This is a genomic window from Parasphingorhabdus sp., from assembly GCF_036964565.1.
Classification (GTDB): Bacteria; Pseudomonadota; Alphaproteobacteria; order Sphingomonadales; family Sphingomonadaceae; genus Parasphingorhabdus.
Genome location: NZ_JBALTN010000004.1, coordinates 267224 through 284251, shown reverse-complemented (window position 1 = coordinate 284251; position 17028 = coordinate 267224). Strand labels below are relative to the sequence as shown.

Here is a 17028-nt window from a genome sequence, read left to right as displayed (position 1 = left end):
CCGCGCGGTCAGTGGACCGTGCCGATGGTCTGGTCGATCGACAGCAAGATGCACAGCCGCTCGACTTGCCGCCATTTGCAATAATGGAGATGATTTCCGACCGATCTGCTCTTGTCGGCACGGTGAGCCGCTTCCAGGCCCGCCTCCTCGCCGTAGCTGGTGATCAGGGACTGCGCGGCGCTATAGTGGGTGGAGTCAATGAATACGGGAAGTTGCATCTATGGCTCCTGTTTGGGGAAGCGACCCTGCCTCCGACCTGAGCCCTGACGTCTAGCCGCGACGGGTGGAAATATCTTCAAGGCCTAGGGTTACCAGTCGGTTAAGCAAGAGTTGCGCGGGAAATACTGGTCATCGCCAGCGCACTCGTCTAGGGCGTTGGCCATGAATCCTGAAACACCCGGCCAAGCCTCCAATCCTTCCAATGAACGACGCGAAAACCGCAGCGGCGGCGGCGTGTTCATCGCCCTGGGCGCGATTGTCGGCGTGATTGGCGGCGGTTTTCTGGGACAGCCATCGGCCGGACTGCTGGTCGGGCTGGCCGTCGGCGCGCTGGCGGCGCTGCTGATCTGGTGGCGGGGCCGCTGACGCTGTCAAAGCGCGCTTGTCAGGACGGTTGACGCCACCTATTGTTGGCGCATGCTCAAACATCTAAGAAATATCGTGATTCTGCTGATCATCCTCGGGGTGGCAGCTGGATATTATTTCACCCGCGGCGATACCGCCCGCCTGCCGCTCGAAGCCACCACCGGGGTCCAGCCGGATTTGACCAATGTCCGCAAGGAAAGCTTCCCGACGATCAATATCGCCAAGGCCGAACCCTGGGGGGATGGCGAAGGACCGGTGGCCGCAGAAGGTCTGGTTGTCGAGCGCTTTGCCGAAGGGCTGGACCATCCGCGCAGCATGTTCCGGCTGCCCAACGGCGATATTCTGGTCGCTGAAACCAACAGCCCGCCGCGGACCAACTCCGGCATCGAAGGCTGGATCATGCGCAACCTGATGAGCAAGGCCGGCGCGGCGAGTGAATCGGCCAACCGGATCAGCCTGTTGCGCGACAGCGACAAGGACGGCACCGTCGACCAGAAATTCGCGTTTCTGGAAAATCTCAACTCGCCCTTCGGCATGGAATTGATCGACGACACGCTCTACGTCGCCAATACCGATGCGGTCTATGCCTATCCCTATGCCGAAGGCGATACCAAGATCACCGCCGAGGGCCGCAAGGTTGCCAACCTCAATGCCAAGGCACCGAACAACCACTGGACCCGGGACCTGCTGGCCAGCAAGGACGGAAAATATCTCTACATCTCGGTCGGCTCGAACAGCAATATCGGCGAAAACGGGATGGACATCGAGAAGCAGCGGGCCGCGATATTGCAGGTCGAACTGGCGACCAACAGGAAGATCATCTATGCCGACGGCATGCGCAATCCGGTCGGCATGGCCTATCTGCCCGGTACCGACAAATTCTACGCGGTGGTCAACGAGCGGGACATGCTCGGCAGCGACATGGTGCCGGACTATCTGACCGAAGTGCGCTGGGGCGCCCATTATGGCTGGCCATGGCATTTCTGGGGCGGCCATGTCGATCCGCGGGTTGATCCAAAAAATCTCGACCACCGCCAGTATGAGCGGCGCCCGGACTATGCGCTGGGTGCGCATGTGGCCCCCTTGGGTCTCGCCTTTTCGCATGGCCAGGCGCTCGGCAAGCCCTTTGCAACCGGCGCGGTGGTCGCCCGGCACGGCTCGTGGAACCGCAAGCCGCTGGCCGGCTATGATGTCGTCTATGTCAATTTCAACCAGCGCGGCGAGCCGGAAGGCAAGCCGATGACGATCCTGAGCGGATTTGTCGACGACGAAGGCGATGCCCGCGGCCGGCCCACGATGGTCGCCTTTGACCAGACCGGTGCGCTGCTGGTCAGCGACGATGTAGGCGGCATCATCTGGCGGGTGTCCCGCAAGGGCGCGGCAAAGCCTGCGGCGGCGAAATAGCCTAGCCGAGAGACCGCCCGGCGCGCCCGGCCAGTTCGACAATATATTGCCACGCCACGCGACCGGACCGGCTGCCGCGCTGCTTTGCCCAGAGCAGGGCATCTTCGGGTTCGAATTCGATCCCGTGGACGTCGGCATAGCGCGCGATGATCGCCAGATAGTCGTCCTGCGAGGCGGCGTGGAACCCGAGCCGCAAGCCGAATCGATCGGACAGCGCCAGCTGGTCATCGACCACGTCCCGCGGATTCACCGGGTCATCCTGCTCGCTCATCTGGCGGGCAAGGATGTGGCGCCGGTTCGAGGTGACATAGAGCCGGACATTGGCTGGTCGCTGGCTGGCGCCGCCCTCCAGCATGGAGCGCAGCACGCGCGGTTCGGTGCTGCCTTCCGCGAAGCCGATGTCGTCCATGAACAGGACGAAATTGCGCGGCACTTCGGCCAGCCGCTCGAACAGATCGGGAAGGTTCTCCAGCTGGTCGGACGGTGCCTCGACCAGGGCAAGGTCTTCGCCTTGCGCCTGCAGCGCTTTGACCACGGACTTGGCGAGCGCCGACTTGCCCATGCCGCGCGAGCCCCAGAGCAGCACATCATGCGCAGGATGGCCCCGGGCGTGGCGGCGGCTGTTGTCGAGCAGGCGGGCCTTCTGCTGATCGATGCCGGTCAACAGGTCGATGGCGACCGGATCGAACGGCGATATCGCCCGGGTGCCGCGGCCGTCCCAGACAAAGGCATCGCCCGACGCCAGATCGGCCTGATGGGCAACCGGCGGGGCAAGCCGTTCGAGCGCATCGGCGATCCGGGCCAGCACGTCCCTGTTGTCCGCATCCGGCATGATCAGCCGGCCAGCGCAGCGCTGTCCAGCTGGTACAGGATATCCGCACCGGCCATGGCGGCGGCCTTGAGGCCAAGGGCTTCCGGTACCAGATGATCAAGATAATAGCCGGTCGTGACCCGTTTCGCCTTGAGAAAGGCATCATCGCCATCGGCCAGTTCGGCGCTGGCGATCCGGTGCTGCTTGTGCATCAGCATGCCGCAGGTCGCGGTCGCCAGCATGGTCATGAACGGGTAGCTGCCGGCCAGCCGGTCGTCGATCGATGCATCGCCGCTCGCCATCCATTGCCGGACATCCTCGCAGGCTTGCGCCAGCGCCACCAGGCTGCTGCCGTCCGGCGCTTCGGCCCGGATTTCGGCGATGAATTGCTGCATCGCTTCGCCCCCATCCAGACCCAGCTTCCGTCCGACAAGATCGGCCGCCTGAATACCGTTGGTGCCTTCGTAGATCGGCGCGATCCTGGCGTCGCGAAAATGCTGGCCGGCGCCGGTTTCCTCGATAAAGCCCATGCCGCCATGCACCTGGATACCGATCGACGCCACTTCATTGCCGATGTCGGTGCCATAGCCCTTGATCAGCGGCGTCAGGATTTCCGCGCGGGCCTTTGCGCCCTCGATCCCGAGAGTGGCGCGGTCGACGCTGGACGAGGCATAATAGAGCAGGGCTCTCGCCGCCTGGGTCAGTGCCTTGGAGCGCAGCAGCATCCGCCGCACGTCGGGATGCTCGATGATCGGAACCGGTGCCTTGTCACCGCTGCCGGCGCGGGCCGACTGGACGCGTTCCATGGCGAAGCGGCTGGCCTGCTGGGTGGCGCGCTCGGCGATCTGCACGCCCTGCGAACCGACGTTGATCCTGGCGTTGTTCATCATCGTGAACATCGCCTTCATCCCGCCAAATTCGCCGCCAATCATCTCGCCGATGCAGTCGCCCTGCTCGCCATAGGCCATGACGCAGGTCGGCGAGGCGTGGATGCCGATCTTGTGCTCGATCGAGACGCAGGTCACATCATTGGGCGCGCCGGCCGTGCCGTCGGCATCCAGGTGAAACTTCGGAACGATGAACAGCGAAATGCCGCGGGTGCCCTCCGGCGCGCCCGGGGTGCGGGCCAGAACCAGATGGATGATATTGTCGGTCAGGTCATGTTCGCCGAAGGTTATGTAGATTTTCTGGCCCCTGATCCGATATTTGCCCTGATGCTCGCCCTCGGTGATCGGTTCGGCGGTCGCGCGCAGCGCGCCGACGTCGGAGCCGGCCTGCGGTTCGGTCAGGTTCATGGTGCCGGTCCAGGCCCCTGAGATCAGATTGGGCAGATATTTCGCCTTCTGCTCGTCCGAGCCATGGACGTGGATTGCCTCGATCGCGCCGAAGCTGAGCATCGGGCAGAGCGTGAAGGCGAAATTGGCGGCGCCGCAGGTTTCCAGGATCAGCGCGGACAGGGAATAGGGCAGACCCTGGCCGCCAAATGCCTCCGGCCCGTCGATCGAGGCCCAGCCATTTTCGACAAATCGCGCATAGGCCTGCTTGAAGCCTGCCGGCAGAGTGACCTTGCCATCGTTCCATTGCGCGCCTTCGGTGTCGCCAATCCGGTTGATCGGGGCAAATTCGCCCTCGGCAAACTGGCCAATGCCGTCGACAATCGCCTCGACCATGTCCTCGCTGGCGCCGGCAAACCGGTCATGGCTGGCCAGCTCGCCGATTTCGGCGATATGCTTGAGAACGAAATTCTGCTCGCGACCGGGGGCTGTAAAGCTCATTGATTTGCTATCCGTTGTTGCCTCAATTTCCGCAGCGCTATAGCGCAGGGTCATGTCCGGCTCAAATGATCATATTGGCGCAGATGGCCGCCGCTACGGCACGGCGACGATAGCCGAAGCCGTTGCCCGGTTGAGGGATGGCGGTCTGGTCGCCGTGCCGACCGAAACGGTTTACGGCCTGGCTGCCGATTCGGCCCGTGCGGCGGCGGTGGCGGAAATCTACCGGACCAAGGGACGGCCCGATTTCAATCCGCTGATTGTCCATGTCCTGGACCTGGAAGCGGCCCGGTCGCTGGGGCAGTTCGATTCGCTGGCCCTGCGCTTTGCGGCGGCGTTCTGGCCGGGCCCGCTGACGCTGGTGGTGCCCAAGACAGACGATTGTCCGGTCGCACCGGCGGTCACGGCGGGGCTTTCCACCATCGCCCTGCGCTGTCCAGCCGATCCGGTGATGCGGGAGTTGCTGGCGGCTTCGGGCCTGTATCTGGCCGCACCCTCGGCCAATCGCAGCGGCGGGATCAGCCCGACTACGGCCGCTCATGTCGTGCGCAGCCTGCAGTCCGCAGCGCCGCTCATCCTGGACGGCGGCCCGTGCGATCAGGGCATCGAGTCGACCATCGTCGCAGTCGATGGCGACGACTATCGGATCTTGCGTCCGGGGCCGGTGACCGCGAGCCAGCTGGAGGCCGTGGCCGGCAAAGCAGCGGACACCGCGATCAGCAGCAAGATTGAAGCGCCCGGTCAGATGGCCTCCCATTATGCGCCCTCAAAACCCGTTCGTCTTGGCGCCGACATCGCCCGACCGGATGAATATCATATCGGTTTCGGGCGCGTGGCGGGCGACATGAACCTGTCCCAGGGCGCCGATCTTGCCGAGGCGGCCAGTCGGCTGTTCGCCGCGCTGCATCTGGCCGACGACAGCGAGCAACCGAAGATTGCGGTGGCGCCCATTCCCGCCACCGGGATCGGGATCGCGCTGAATGACCGCTTGCGCCGGGCCGCATCGCCGAAATAATCTCTCCCGTGAAACTGAACGGCTGTGCAGCGGCGTACTTGCGGATCACGAGGACCGAGTTCGCTTCGGAGTTTTGGCAAACTGACACTTTAATGGCACAATCAGGCTGCCCGCTTTAACAATCCGGCCGTTTTCGGTTTCATTTCGCAATTTTCTATTGGTCAACGCCGGATAGATACTTAAGACAAGTGGCAACAGGGGTGGAAATGCGCGTTATGACGCTTGGCAGAACGACGATATCGATTGTGGGCGGTCTCTTTTTGTTGACCGGCTGCAGCCCGAGCGAACCCGACACGAAGCCCAAATCCGACGATCCGATTCCCGCAGCGGTTGCGACGGTCCAGCCGGCCAGTGACAGCGAAACGCTCACCGCCGCCGGCACCGTTCGCCTGCGCCGGGAAACGGCACTGGGCTTTACCACATCGGGCAAGGTGGCTTCGGTCCGCTACGACGAAGGAGACCGGGTGAAGCGGGGTGCGCTGCTGGCAGCGCTCGATTCCAGCACCGTTGCCGCGGATCTCAATGCGGCCCGGGCCGAACGCGATCGAGCGGAAGCCGAATTTGCCCGCGTCGAACAATTGTACAAGGATGGCTGGGTGACAAAGTCGCGGCTGGAGCAGGCCGACGCGGCTGCTCGTGCGGCGCGGTCGCGTGTCGATTCCGCGGGATTTTCCAGTCGAACATCGCAGATTCATGCGCCCAGCAGCGGCATATTGCTGACCCGAAATATCGATGCCGGTCAGATCGTCGCGGCGGCGGAAACCGCGCTGGTGCTTGGCGAAGTCGACAAGGGTTTCGTCCTGCGGGTGCCGATGACCGACGCCGACGCTTCCCGCTTGCGGGTCGGGATGCCGGCGACCGTCCGGATTGGCGGCGCCGAAGCTGAACCGCTCCGCGCGGTGGTCAGCGAGATGGACGGACGGGCGGACCAGCGAACCGGAACCTTCGAGGTGAGCTTCCAGCTGCCGGCGAGCGACCGGTTGCGCTCCGGGCAACTGGGCAGCGTGGAGGTGGCCGTGGCGCGCAACTCTCCCGACAGCTTTGCGGTACCCGCCAATGCCATATTCGGCATTCGGGCCGGTGAGGGGCTGGTCTATGTCGTCGATGCCAAAAACCGTGTGAAGCAGCGCAACGTGCAGATCGGCGAGCTGAACGACCAGTCGCTCGAAATCCTCTCGGGGCTGGCAGAGGGCGAACTGATCGTGACGCAGGGTATCGAAAAGCTTCAGGATGGCAAGATGATCAAGCCGATCCGGGTTGCAAGGTGATTGCACGGGTCCGTCAAGCGGGTGGTCTGAGCTGATATGCTTGCCCGGTTCGTGATCTCCCGCTGGCAACTCAGCCTGGTGCTTTTCATCCTGCTGGTGATGCTGGGCATTTCCGCGCTGGCCAATATTCCCAAGGCGGTGGACGCGCATTTCCCGATCCCGGCGGTCAATATCATCGCGATCCAGCCCGGAGCCGATGCCCAGGAGATGGAAGAGACGGTCGCCAAGCCGATCGAGGAAGTCGTCCAGGGGCTCGACGATATCGTCAAGGTGCAATCGACGAGCACCGATGGCGGGACGATCATCCATGTCGAGTTCAGCGAATGGTCGGGGAATGTCGATGGCTATTATGATGACGTCGTGCGCTCGGTTTCGGCGATACGGGACCGGCTCCCCGAAGGCTTGCAGCGGCTCGACTATCGCAAGATCCGGACGACCGAAGCGGCGGTCATGCAGGTGGCGCTGGTCAGCGAGACGGCTTCGTGGCGGCGGATGGAAAAATATGCCGACGACATGGCGGATGTCTTCATGCGCAATGCCGGTGTGCGCGAATCTCGGATTTTCGGACTGCCGCGGCCGGAGGTCAGCGTCGAAGTCAATCCCGAGCGACTGTCCGAGCTGCGGGTGCCGGCCAGTACGGTCGCGGATGCCGTCCGCCAGGGAGGCGCCGAGTTGCCCGGCGGTGCGGTCCAGAGCGGCGAACGGCGGCTGAATGTCGAGGCGGGCGGCGCCTATCGGGAACTGGATGCGATTCGGGGGCTGCCGCTTCGCGCATCGGACGGATCGCTGCTGACCGTGGGCAATGTCGCGCAGGTGCAATGGGGCGCGGAAGAACAGATCTATCGTGCGAGGCACAATGGCAAGCGCGCCGTATTCCTGACAGTAACGCAAAAGGACGGGGTCGATGTCACGCGGCTGAAAAGCCAGCTGGACAGCGAACTGGAACGGCAGCAATCGATCCTGCCGCCCGACATCAAGCTGGTGATGCAGTTTGACCAGAGCCGGGATGTGCAGCGGCGACTCGACGAACTGACCCGCGATTTTACCATCGCCATCGTGCTGGTCATCTTCACGCTGCTGCCGCTGGGCCTGCGCTCCTCGGCGATCGTGATGATCTCGATCCCGCTCTCGCTCGCATCCGGCCTGCTGGTGCTCTACGCGGCCGGCTTCAACCTCAGCCAGCTTTCGATTGCCGGCTTCATCGTCGCCCTAGGCCTGCTGGTCGACGACAGTATCGTGGTGACCGAGAATATCGCGCGGCACTTGCGGATGGGCAAGACGCGGACCGAAGCCGCGATCGACGCCACGCTCGAGATTCGGGCCGCGGTGATCGGCTCCACCTTCGTGCTGGTGTTTGCCTTCGTGCCGTTGCTGTTTCTGCCCGGTGGTGCCGGCGCCTATACCCGGTCCTTCTTTATCGCGATCATTGCCACGGTGATCGCCTCGCTGGTGATCTCGCTGTCCCTGATCCCGTTTCTCGCCAGCCGCATCCTGCGGCGCGACGAGGACCCCGAGGGGAATGCGGCGCTGCGCTGGGTCAACGACAAGATCCAGCGCTTCTACCGGCCGTTTCTGCATATTTCGCTGGAGGCTCCCGCGCGGACCGTCGGCCTGGCCATGGTCTTGTGCCTGTCCGCCTTCGCGCTGGTTCCGGTGCTGGGCTTTTCGCTTTTTCCATTCGCCGATGCGCCCTATTTCCGGGTGTCGGTCGAATCCGAACAGGGCAGCAGCCTCGACCGCACCGACCGGCTGGTTGCGGAGGTCACGAGGATTCTCGAAACCGAGCCGAGCATAAAGGTGCGGGCGGAAAATATCGGAAACGGCAATCCGCAGGTGTTCTACAATGTTGGCCCGCGGGCAGAGCGCATCAACTATGGCGAGGTGCTGGCCGTTCTCGACCAATGGGACACGCGCGAGGGCCCGGCGATGATCGCCCGGCTGCGCCAGCAACTGGACGAGATTGCCGGGGCGCGGGTGAAGATCGAACTGTTCCAGAACGGCGCGCCGGTGGAAGCGCCGATCGTGATTCGCGTGGTCGGTCCCGAGCTGGACAAGCTCAAGCAACTGTCGAGCAAGGTCGCGAACGTGTTGCGTGAAACCCCGGGCGCGCGCGATATCGTCAATCCCGTGGAGACCGACAAGGTCGATCTGGATGTTGGTCTCGACGAACGGAAGGCGGCGCTGCTGAACATCGCCTCGGGCGAACCGCGCCGCGCCATCCGGCTGGCGCTCAGCGGCGAACGGGCAGCATCCTTCCGCGATCAGGAAGGGGACGATTATCCCGTCGTGGTGCGCTTCCCGTTCGAGAACAATCTGCCGATATCCGCACTGGACAAGATTTATGTCGCGACGCGCACCGGCGATCCGGTGCCGCTGACGCAGATCACCAGTCCGAGGCTGATCAATGTCTCGCCGCAGATCCAGCGCTATCAGTTGCAGCGAACGGTGCTGGTGACGGCCCAGGTCGATTTTGGCGAAGTCCCTTCCACGATCAACGACCGGGCCGTGGCGGAGCTGGAGAAGATCGAGTTCCCGGAGGGCTATGCATGGTCAATCGGCGGCGAATCGGAAGCGATAGGCGATACGTTCGGCGATTTCGGGCCACTGATCATCACCGCGATCATGCTGATCTTCGCCATTCTTGTCGCCGAGTTCCGGCGGTTCCGGGAGACGATCGTGGTGGCAGGCGTCATCCCGCTGGGGACCTTTGGCGGTCTGCTGGCATTGTTCGTCACCGGCAATTCGCTCAGCGTGATGGCAATCATAGGTTTCATCGCGCTGATCGGCATCGAGATCAAGAATTCGATCCTGCTGGTCGACTTTACCGCCCAATTGCGGGCCCAGGGCATGGGTCTCCGCGAAGCGATCGAACGGGCAGGCGAGGTCCGGTTCCTGCCGGTTCTGCTGACATCGATCACGGCCATCGGAGGCCTGACGCCGCTCGCATTCTGGGGTGGCGCGCTCTATGCGCCGCTGGCCGCGATCATCATCGGCGGATTGATCAGCTCGACCCTCTTGTCTCGCGTGGTCACACCCGCCATGTATCTTCTGGTCGCACGACGCGACGAAGAGAACAGAAACGCAAACGGCGGGATTGACCCGGCCACCGCGTAAAAGGAGTGTTTATGGCACAGCAGGAAGCCATTTTTGCCGGTGGCTGTTTTTGGTGCACCGAGGCGGTGTTCAACGACATAGCCGGGGTCCATTCGGTCGAGAGCGGCTATATCGGTGGGGCGAAGCCGGATCCCACCTATCGCGAGGTCTGTTCGGGGACCACCGGCCATGCCGAGGCGATCAAGATCGGCTTTGACGACGATGCGGTTAGCTATTCCGATCTGCTCGATATCTTCTTCGCGACCCATGATCCGACCCAGCTCAATCGCCAGGGCAATGATATCGGGACCCAGTATCGGTCGGCGATTTTCCCGCTCGACGATGACCAGCGCAGCGAAGCGCTCGCGGCGATCGCGCGCGCTGCCGATGGCCGGCCTGACCCCATTGTCACGACGATCGAGGGGCCGGCGCCCTGGTATGCGGCCGAAGATTATCACCAGCAATATTGGGCTGACGAGGGCCGCAGCAATCCCTATTGCGTTGCGACCATTCCGCCAAAACTGGAAAAGCTGCGGACCAGCTTTGCCGACAAGCTCAAGGACTAGAGCCGACCCATGAAACCGATCAGAAAAGCTGTATTCCCGGTGGCCGGCATGGGCACCCGCTTCCTTCCGGCTACCAAGGTGATGCCGAAGGAGCTGTTTCCGATCGTTGACCGGCCGCTGCTGCAATATGCCGTGGACGAGGCGCTGGAAGCCGGGATCGAGCAGATGATCTTCGTCAACGGCCGCGGCAAGGGCATGATCGAGGATCATTTCGACATGGCCTACGAGCTCGAGACTATCATGGAGGAGCGTTCGAAAGATCGCAGCATGCTCGACGGGACGCGGCTGAGACCGGGTGACTGTGTCTTCGTCCGGCAGCAGGAGCCGCTGGGCTTGGGTCACGCGATCTGGTGCGCGCGCGACATTATCGGCGACGAACCATTTGCGATTTTTCTGCCCGATGAATTCATGGTCGGCTCTCCGGGCTGCATGAAACAGATGGTGAGTGCCTATGACAGGCTCGGCGGCAACATCGTCTGTGCGCTCGAAATTCCGATTGAGGACACGCCGTCCTACGGGGTCATCGATCCGGGCTATCGCGACGGACCGATCACCGAGGTCAAGGGGCTGGTCGAGAAGCCGGCGGCCGGGACCGCGCCCTCCAATCTGATCCTGCCGGGGCGCTATATCCTGCAGCCCGAGGTGATGCGCATTCTTGAAACCCAGGAAGCGGGGGCTGGCGGAGAGATCCAGCTGACCGATGCGATGGCGCAGATGATCGGCAAGCAGCCGTTTCACGGCATGACCTTTGACGGCAAGCGCTATGATTGCGGGTCGAAGCAAGGCTATGTCGAGGCCAATCTGGCGCTGGCGCTGGCCCATCCCGAAATCGGCACCGAAATTCGGGCAATGGCGGAGCGGCTGCTGGCAGAATAGGGCATGCTGTTCAGCATGACTTCAGTTGATGGCATACAGACTGTTTCCAAGGAGTATCTCATGCGCGCACCTACCCTGCTTTTCATCGGCCTCATCCCCGCCCTGCTGTCCGGCTGCGTCGCCAGCAAGATTGTCACCGCCCCGTTTCGCGCGGCTGGCACGGTGGTCGAGACCGCGGTCGATGCGACCACCCAGACCCAGTCGGAGCGCGAGGAGGATCTGGGCCGCAGAGTGCTTGCCGATCGCAAGCGACAGCGGGATCTCTGCCTTGATGAGGCGCAAAACAAGCAGGAGCGGCGCAACTGCAAGGAGGCCTACGAGCGGGACGACTGACGGCGCCTATTCGGCCGTCAGCAGCGGCGGCGGATATTTGCCGTCAACAGCCTCCATAGCCGCCATTTTTGCCATTTCCTCCTCGAACAGCTCGACACGTTTTTTCCAGCGATAATGCGTCGATGCGGACAGGATGCCCTTGCCATGTTCCTGGCCATAGCGGGTCCAGAAGCGGATCGCGGCCTGCGGGTCATAGCCGGCATTGGCCATAAGCCAGACCGAAAGCCGGTCGGCCTCGATTTCTGTGCTTCTGATCCGGCCGGCGCTTTTGCCAAACTGGCCGAAAAATCCGCGATTGACATCCTGCGCGTCGAGCCGGTCGCGGTGCTCGAGCAGATTATGGGCGAGCTCGTGCGCGACCACGGCGGCAAATTCGTCGTCGCTCAGAAAATATTCGGCCATTGCCGAAGTGACGGACACGATTTTTCCGTCTGCGGAGGCCCCGCGATCCTCACTGGCCGTGATCTGGAAACGGCTGGCACAGGCGGGCGGGGCGTCGATGACGAGTTGCATCCGTTCGCCGCCGCGCATGATGTCGAGCGTGGTCTGGCCCTGACCGAGGGCCCGATCCAGCTGGCTGTTCACCGCTGCGATGCGCCGGTAGGCTTCAGGTTCCTTCGCGATGGCGGGACCGTTGGCGGGGATGTCTTCCACCCGCTGCCCGTCGATCGCCAAGAGATCATCGCCGGGCAACAGCCCTGCCGCAGCCGCCGGGCTGTCGGGCGCGACGGCCATGACCGCGATCCGCCCGTCAAAGCCGAGCGCAAATCGGGCGACGGCCTGATCGGGATATTGCTCGATATCGTGTAGCAGGACACCGGCCTGCGCAGCGGTGTCTGTGCAATAGGGCGCGTTGCCGGTGACCAGCCGCTGGCCGATGGCGTTCAGCCGCTGATCGAGCAGCTGCAGGCCTTTCAGCGCCAGGATCGTGCCGGAATCACACGCGCTGTCGGATTGTTCCTGAGCGGCGAGGGGCTGGGCGAGGACAAGCGCCAGCAGGCAGAGAGATGGTCGGATCATTCCGGTCATTTATCCGATCGTCCCTTGCGGCAGGTTGAACGCGCCGGCAATCGCGCTGTCGGTCAGGTTCCACCAGGCCAGTATCAGCGCTGCGCCGAGCAGCACGACGGCAGCGACCTTCTGAAACAGCGGCTGCGCGCGGTCGGCGGTACCCAGACGACGCGCCCGCGACGCCAGGGCGGCATAAAAGGTCAGGCCGGTGGTTTCGGTGATCACGGTCAGCCCGGCAAGGATCGCAAATTGCAGCAGCAACGGCCTGCCTGGGTCGATGAAGGGCGGGATAATGGCGGTATAGAAGAGCAGCGCCTTGGGATTGGACATGTGCACGGCCAGGCCGTTCGCAAATCCGCGCGCAAAACCGGCAGGCCGCGCCGACTGCGTGGCGAGGCGGCTGTTGCCGCTCCGAAACATGCGCAGCGCCATCCATCCCAGATAGGCGACGCCGATCCAGCGCAGCGCCGCATAGGCGGTCGGCACCGCCTGGATCAGGGCGATCAGTCCGAAAGCCGTCAGGACGTACCAGATGAAATTGCCGAAATTCACCCCGACAATTGGTCCGAGCGCGCCGCGCATCCCGCCTGAGGGCCCCTGCGGCAAGGCATGGCTCACGGTGACCAGAGTCGCCGGGCCGGGGGTCAGGCAGAACATCATGTCGGTAATCAGGAACAGCAGGATCGTTTCGATTGCCATTAATATTCGGCCCCGCTGCGCTGACGATCTTTACAAACTTTGCAGTGTAAGAGCAAAATCATCTCTGCCTCCGAATCCGGCAAGGTTCAGCCCTTCCGGATCATGCGAGAATGCTGTTGGCGGTGGTGGGTCATCGTCGGTTGCTATCCGTTTGTTCGGCAAACAGGGAAGATACAAAATGACGGCGCTGTAGGACAGCGAAATGATTGATCGGGCTTTGGTATCACCGGCGGCCATAGCGCCCGATCCCGATGCTAGCGCAAATTGTCCTTGAGATGGTTGACCAGGGCATCAACTCTGGCGGGCCGCAGCCGCGACGGCGGCATGACGATATTGAGAGCAATATTGTCACCGATCCGCCACCCCGGCAGGATATTGATCAGCTGGCCGCTGGCCAAGGCGGGATCGCACAGAAAATCAGGCAGACAGCCAATGCCGCGGCCGGCGATCAGCGGTGACAATATGGCATCACCGTTGTTGCTCCGGAAGCGGCACCGGGGGCGGACGGTGATCATCTGACCATCGGGTCCGATCGTCTGCCAGACGTCCGGATTGGGCGTGTTGGAATAGAGAAAGCAATCATGATCGACCAGTTCTGCCGGTGACTGGGGCTCGCCCATGCGGGCGAGATAGGCGGGAGCGGCGAGAAAATAGGCTTTGACATCGCGCAGCCGGATCACCCGCAGGCTGCTGTCGCCGAGTGCCGCGATGCGGATTGCGCAGTCAAAGCCTTCCTCGACCAGATCCACCCGTGCATCATCAAGCTGCAGATCGACAGCGATTTCGGGATAGGCGCACATGAAGTCGGCGATCACCGGGGCAAGATGGGATAGGCCGTAGCTGAGCGGGGCGGCCATCCGGACCTGCCCCCGCAGCAAATGGGTGGTGTCGCGGGCCGCCTCCATCGCCGCTTCGCCGTCGAAGGCAATCTGACGGGCATGGTGCAGCAGCGACCTGCCGGCGGTGGATAGCGATATCTTGCGCGATGTGCGGTGGAACAACACGGTGCCGAGCGAGCGTTCCAGCCGCGAGATCGCTTTGGAAACCGTCGGCTTGGACAGCGACAATTCCTCCGCGGCAGCGGTGAAGCTTCCGAGCCGCGCAACGGCGGCAAAAATTGCCCAAGCTTCATAATCGGGTAAGGCCATCTCTCGATATTATATCAAATTTGGAAACAATCAAATTCTATATTGTCTGTTTAAGAAACATCAGTCTCGCCCTATTTCCATACCAGATGCAGCGGCTTGGTAGCCGCCAGAGCAGGAGACAGACGATGATAGAGAAGAGGACATTCAAGGACCTGGCCCATGTGGATCACGAGTGGCTGCAGGCCCGCCACCATTTTTCCTTCGGCAAATATTGGGACCCGGCCCGCATGGGATTCGGTCCGATCCGGGTGTGGAATGACGACGAAATCCAGCCGAAGACCGGATTTCCGATGCACGGCCACCAGGACATGGAAATCATCACCTATGTCCGCGAGGGTGCGATTACCCATCGTGACAATCTGGGCAACGAGGGCCGCACCGAGGCCGGCGATGTCCAGGTGATGAGCGCCGGCTCCGGCGTGATGCACAGCGAATATAATCTGGAGGACGAACAGACCCGTCTGTTCCAGATCTGGATCGAACCCCGCGCTGCCGGCGGCGCGCCACGATGGGATGCCAAGGCATTCCCCAAGGGCGAGCGGTCGGACCAGCTGGAAATCCTGGCGAGCGGCTTTGACGAGGATATCGACAAGGGCGCGCTGATGATCGGCGCGGACGCCCGGCTGTATGGCGCGTCGCTCACCGCAGGGACGACCATCGAGCACCGGATTGCGGACGGAGCCCATGTCTATCTGGTCGGTTCCTCTGGCCAGATCCGGGTCAACGGCGAGAGCGTGGCGGAGCGCGATTCGCTGGCAATCCGGGATGTCGCATCGCTTCGGATTGAAGCGATCGAAGACGCCGAATTCGTGTTTGTCGAGGCGCAGGAATCCCTGAACTGACCCTCGATCAAAGGGGCGCTCTCCTTCCCTCCCTTGCGGGGAGCGCCCCCCATGCCGAGCAGTATCAATCCAATCCAGGAGACATGATCATGACCAATAGCCAGAATATCCTTCGGGTCGACGCCAGCGCGCGGCGAGCCGGTTCCTCGTCCCGCGCGCTCGGCGATGCGCTGATTGCCAAGCTGGGCGCTGAAGCGGTTGTATCCCGCGACCTGGCCGAACCTTTGCCTCATGTCACCGAAGACTGGGTGCATGCCAATTTTACCGACGAGGCCGATCGGAGCGACGAGCAACGGGCCGAACTGGCGCTGTCGGACCAGCTGGTTGCGGAACTGTTTGCCGCCGACATTCTCGTGATCGCTTCGCCGGTCTATAATTTCGGAATCCCTGCGGCCCTGAAGGCGTGGATCGACCTGGTCGCCCGGGCGCGCAAGACGTTCCTCTATACCGAAAATGGTCCGCAAGGGCTGCTGACCGGCAAGAAAGCCTATGTGCTGATCGCCTCGGGCGGTACCGCCATCGGCAGCGAGATCGATTTCGCCTCCGGATATCTGCGGCACGTGCTTGGCTTCATCGGCATTGACGACGTGACGATCATCGCCGCCGACCAGCAAATGATCCGCGGCGAGGAGGCGTTGAGCCAGGCGATAGACCTGGTGGCTGCCACCTGACCGGGCGGCGCGGAAACCGGCGGCGTCGACGGGTCGGACCGCTTGTCTGCCACCTGCACTGAACCTTTTTCCCGTTCGGATCGTTGGTACAGAAGAGGCTGTCCGTCGGATGGCCTCTTCCGGCGGCGGGCGATTGCCCGTCGCGGATGAATGAAATTTTTCCCCCGGACGGAACTGCAGCCGCGCTGCGCGCGCTCGCGTCCCCCATGCAAGGAGCTAGAAATGGCGAAGATACTGATACTCTATTATTCCTCTTACGGACATGTCGGCGCGCTGGCCGAGGCAATCGCCGAAGGCGCGCGCGATGCTGGCGGCGACGTCACCATTGGCCGTGTTCCCGAAACAGCGCCGAAGGAGATTGTCGAGTCTGCGGGCTTTTCGGTCAATGAGGATCACCCGGTGGTCGAGCCGGACGATCTGTCCGACTATGACGCGATCATTGTCGGCGCCCCGACCCGTTATGGCCGGCTGTCCAGCCAGATGGCATCCTTCTGGGACCGCACTGGCGGCCTGTGGGGCAAGGGAACGCTGATCGGCAAGGTCGGTGCATCCTTTACCTCCACCGCGACCCAGCACGGCGGGCAGGAGACGACACAATTCTCGATTCTCAGCAACCTGCTGCACCATGGCATGATCATCGTCGGTCTGGATTACGGATTCGATGGCCAGATGAGCACCGATGCGATCATCGGCGGTTCGCCCTATGGAGCTTCCACGGTCGCTGGTGGCGATGGCAGCCGCACGCCCCACGAGATTGATCTGAACGGCGCCAAATATCTTGGCGCGAAGGTGGCGCGGACGGCGGCCAAGCAATGCGCCTGACCGGCCGGCCGACATAGCCCGGCATATTCTGCCGGACGGCAGTTGGTGAGCCACTTATTAAAAAAGCCCCGCCGGAGCATGTCCGGCGGGGCTTTTTTTTGAAACCGGTCAG

Annotated in this window: 18 protein-coding genes; 11 read left to right on the top strand and 7 right to left on the bottom strand. The window is 62.7% G+C overall.

Going from position 1 to position 17028, the window contains the following annotated elements; all coding sequences use genetic code 11:
• Positions 1-8: 8 nt before the first annotated feature.
• Positions 9-218: a hypothetical protein gene (locus V7650_RS07380; protein ID WP_335655609.1), complete on the bottom strand. Its 210-nt coding sequence runs from the start codon at positions 216-218 to the stop codon at positions 9-11.
• A gap of 163 nt (positions 219-381) precedes the next feature.
• Here V7650_RS07380 and V7650_RS07375 point away from each other — a divergent pair, with 163 nt between their 5' ends.
• Together V7650_RS07375 and V7650_RS07370 are read left to right on the top strand one after the other, a co-directional pair.
• Positions 382-585: a hypothetical protein gene (locus tag V7650_RS07375; protein ID WP_335655608.1), complete on the top strand. Its 204-nt coding sequence runs from the start codon at positions 382-384 to the stop codon at positions 583-585.
• Between the two features lie 51 nt (positions 586-636).
• Positions 637-1989: a PQQ-dependent sugar dehydrogenase gene (locus V7650_RS07370; RefSeq protein ID WP_335655607.1), complete on the top strand. Its 1353-nt coding sequence runs from the start codon at positions 637-639 to the stop codon at positions 1987-1989.
• Position 1990: 1 nt separating this feature from the next.
• On the opposite strand, the gene V7650_RS07365 is transcribed toward V7650_RS07370, so the two are convergent.
• On the bottom strand, positions 1991-2821 hold the full coding sequence (locus tag V7650_RS07365; RefSeq protein WP_335655606.1) for an ATP-binding protein: 831 nt from the start codon (positions 2819-2821) through the stop codon (positions 1991-1993).
• Between the two features lie 2 nt (positions 2822-2823).
• Complete coding sequence (locus tag V7650_RS07360; protein ID WP_335655605.1) at positions 2824-4575, bottom strand: acyl-CoA dehydrogenase; 1752 nt, start codon at positions 4573-4575, stop codon at positions 2824-2826.
• Positions 4576-4627: 52 nt separating this feature from the next.
• Here V7650_RS07360 and V7650_RS07355 point away from each other — a divergent pair, with 52 nt between their 5' ends.
• From V7650_RS07355 to V7650_RS07330, 6 genes are all read left to right on the top strand, one after another.
• Positions 4628-5587, top strand: a complete 960-nt coding sequence (locus V7650_RS07355; RefSeq protein WP_335655604.1) for an L-threonylcarbamoyladenylate synthase — start codon at positions 4628-4630, stop codon at positions 5585-5587.
• Between the two features lie 215 nt (positions 5588-5802).
• Positions 5803-6855: an efflux RND transporter periplasmic adaptor subunit gene (locus tag V7650_RS07350; RefSeq protein WP_335655603.1), complete on the top strand. Its 1053-nt coding sequence runs from the start codon at positions 5803-5805 to the stop codon at positions 6853-6855.
• A 36-nt stretch (positions 6856-6891) separates the two neighbouring features.
• Positions 6892-9969, top strand: coding sequence for an efflux RND transporter permease subunit (locus V7650_RS07345; protein ID WP_335655602.1), 3078 nt, complete (start codon positions 6892-6894; stop codon positions 9967-9969).
• 11 nt (positions 9970-9980) lie between these two features.
• Positions 9981-10514 (top strand): peptide-methionine (S)-S-oxide reductase MsrA, encoded by a 534-nt coding sequence (gene msrA, locus V7650_RS07340; RefSeq protein ID WP_335655601.1) that lies wholly within the window; start codon positions 9981-9983, stop codon positions 10512-10514.
• A gap of 9 nt (positions 10515-10523) precedes the next feature.
• Complete coding sequence (locus V7650_RS07335; protein ID WP_335655600.1) at positions 10524-11390, top strand: UTP--glucose-1-phosphate uridylyltransferase; 867 nt, start codon at positions 10524-10526, stop codon at positions 11388-11390.
• Positions 11391-11450: 60 nt separating this feature from the next.
• Entirely contained in the window at positions 11451-11723 is a 273-nt protein-coding gene (locus V7650_RS07330) for a DUF6726 family protein (protein WP_335655599.1), read from the top strand.
• A gap of 6 nt (positions 11724-11729) precedes the next feature.
• Here the strand turns inward: V7650_RS07330 and V7650_RS07325 are convergent, their stop codons facing one another.
• From V7650_RS07325 to V7650_RS07310, 4 genes are read right to left on the bottom strand one after another with little or no spacing between them, the layout of a single operon-like run.
• Positions 11730-12752, bottom strand: coding sequence for a M48 family metalloprotease (locus tag V7650_RS07325; protein ID WP_335655598.1), 1023 nt, complete (start codon positions 12750-12752; stop codon positions 11730-11732).
• Positions 12753-13433 (bottom strand): LysE family translocator, encoded by a 681-nt coding sequence (locus V7650_RS07320; RefSeq protein ID WP_335655597.1) that lies wholly within the window; start codon positions 13431-13433, stop codon positions 12753-12755.
• Positions 13434-13463: 30 nt separating this feature from the next.
• The gene (locus tag V7650_RS07315; protein ID WP_335655596.1) at positions 13464-13670 is read right to left on the bottom strand and encodes a hypothetical protein; all 207 of its coding nucleotides are present in this window, start codon (positions 13668-13670) and stop codon (positions 13464-13466) included.
• A 17-nt stretch (positions 13671-13687) separates the two neighbouring features.
• The gene (locus V7650_RS07310) at positions 13688-14581 is read right to left on the bottom strand and encodes a LysR family transcriptional regulator (RefSeq protein WP_335655595.1); all 894 of its coding nucleotides are present in this window, start codon (positions 14579-14581) and stop codon (positions 13688-13690) included.
• 125 nt (positions 14582-14706) lie between these two features.
• On the opposite strand from V7650_RS07310, the gene V7650_RS07305 reads away from it, so the two are divergent.
• The 3 genes from V7650_RS07305 to wrbA all read left to right on the top strand — a co-directional run bounded on the left by V7650_RS07305 (position 14707) and on the right by wrbA (position 16916).
• On the top strand, positions 14707-15423 hold the full coding sequence (locus V7650_RS07305; protein ID WP_335655594.1) for a pirin family protein: 717 nt from the start codon (positions 14707-14709) through the stop codon (positions 15421-15423).
• A gap of 89 nt (positions 15424-15512) precedes the next feature.
• Entirely contained in the window at positions 15513-16094 is a 582-nt protein-coding gene (locus V7650_RS07300) for an FMN-dependent NADH-azoreductase (RefSeq protein WP_335655593.1), read from the top strand.
• Between the two features lie 222 nt (positions 16095-16316).
• Entirely contained in the window at positions 16317-16916 is a 600-nt protein-coding gene (gene wrbA, locus V7650_RS07295; protein ID WP_335655592.1) for an NAD(P)H:quinone oxidoreductase, read from the top strand.
• The last annotated feature ends 112 nt before the right edge of the window (positions 16917-17028 follow it).

Excerpts from the sequence above, each read along its gene's own strand:
- V7650_RS07370 (WP_335655607.1), top strand. The coding sequence starts at position 637 with ATGCTCAAACATCTAAGAAATATCGTGATTCTGCTGATCATCCTCGGG.
- V7650_RS07325 (WP_335655598.1), bottom strand. The coding sequence starts at position 12,752 with ATGACCGGAATGATCCGACCATCTCTCTGCCTGCTGGCGCTTGTCCTC.
- V7650_RS07310 (WP_335655595.1), bottom strand. The coding sequence starts at position 14,581 with ATGGCCTTACCCGATTATGAAGCTTGGGCAATTTTTGCCGCCGTTGCG.
- V7650_RS07335 (WP_335655600.1), top strand. The coding sequence starts at position 10,524 with ATGAAACCGATCAGAAAAGCTGTATTCCCGGTGGCCGGCATGGGCACC.
- V7650_RS07315 (WP_335655596.1), bottom strand. The coding sequence starts at position 13,670 with ATGGCCGCCGGTGATACCAAAGCCCGATCAATCATTTCGCTGTCCTAC.
- V7650_RS07375 (WP_335655608.1), top strand. The coding sequence starts at position 382 with ATGAATCCTGAAACACCCGGCCAAGCCTCCAATCCTTCCAATGAACGA.
- V7650_RS07320 (WP_335655597.1), bottom strand. The coding sequence starts at position 13,433 with ATGGCAATCGAAACGATCCTGCTGTTCCTGATTACCGACATGATGTTC.
- V7650_RS07305 (WP_335655594.1), top strand. The coding sequence starts at position 14,707 with ATGATAGAGAAGAGGACATTCAAGGACCTGGCCCATGTGGATCACGAG.
- wrbA (WP_335655592.1), top strand. The coding sequence starts at position 16,317 with ATGGCGAAGATACTGATACTCTATTATTCCTCTTACGGACATGTCGGC.
- V7650_RS07380 (WP_335655609.1), bottom strand. The coding sequence starts at position 218 with ATGCAACTTCCCGTATTCATTGACTCCACCCACTATAGCGCCGCGCAG.
- msrA (WP_335655601.1), top strand. The coding sequence starts at position 9,981 with ATGGCACAGCAGGAAGCCATTTTTGCCGGTGGCTGTTTTTGGTGCACC.
- V7650_RS07360 (WP_335655605.1), bottom strand. The coding sequence starts at position 4,575 with ATGAGCTTTACAGCCCCCGGTCGCGAGCAGAATTTCGTTCTCAAGCAT.
- V7650_RS07355 (WP_335655604.1), top strand. The coding sequence starts at position 4,628 with ATGTCCGGCTCAAATGATCATATTGGCGCAGATGGCCGCCGCTACGGC.
- V7650_RS07365 (WP_335655606.1), bottom strand. The coding sequence starts at position 2,821 with ATGCCGGATGCGGACAACAGGGACGTGCTGGCCCGGATCGCCGATGCG.
- V7650_RS07330 (WP_335655599.1), top strand. The coding sequence starts at position 11,451 with ATGCGCGCACCTACCCTGCTTTTCATCGGCCTCATCCCCGCCCTGCTG.
- V7650_RS07300 (WP_335655593.1), top strand. The coding sequence starts at position 15,513 with ATGACCAATAGCCAGAATATCCTTCGGGTCGACGCCAGCGCGCGGCGA.
- V7650_RS07350 (WP_335655603.1), top strand. The coding sequence starts at position 5,803 with ATGACGCTTGGCAGAACGACGATATCGATTGTGGGCGGTCTCTTTTTG.
- V7650_RS07345 (WP_335655602.1), top strand. The coding sequence starts at position 6,892 with ATGCTTGCCCGGTTCGTGATCTCCCGCTGGCAACTCAGCCTGGTGCTT.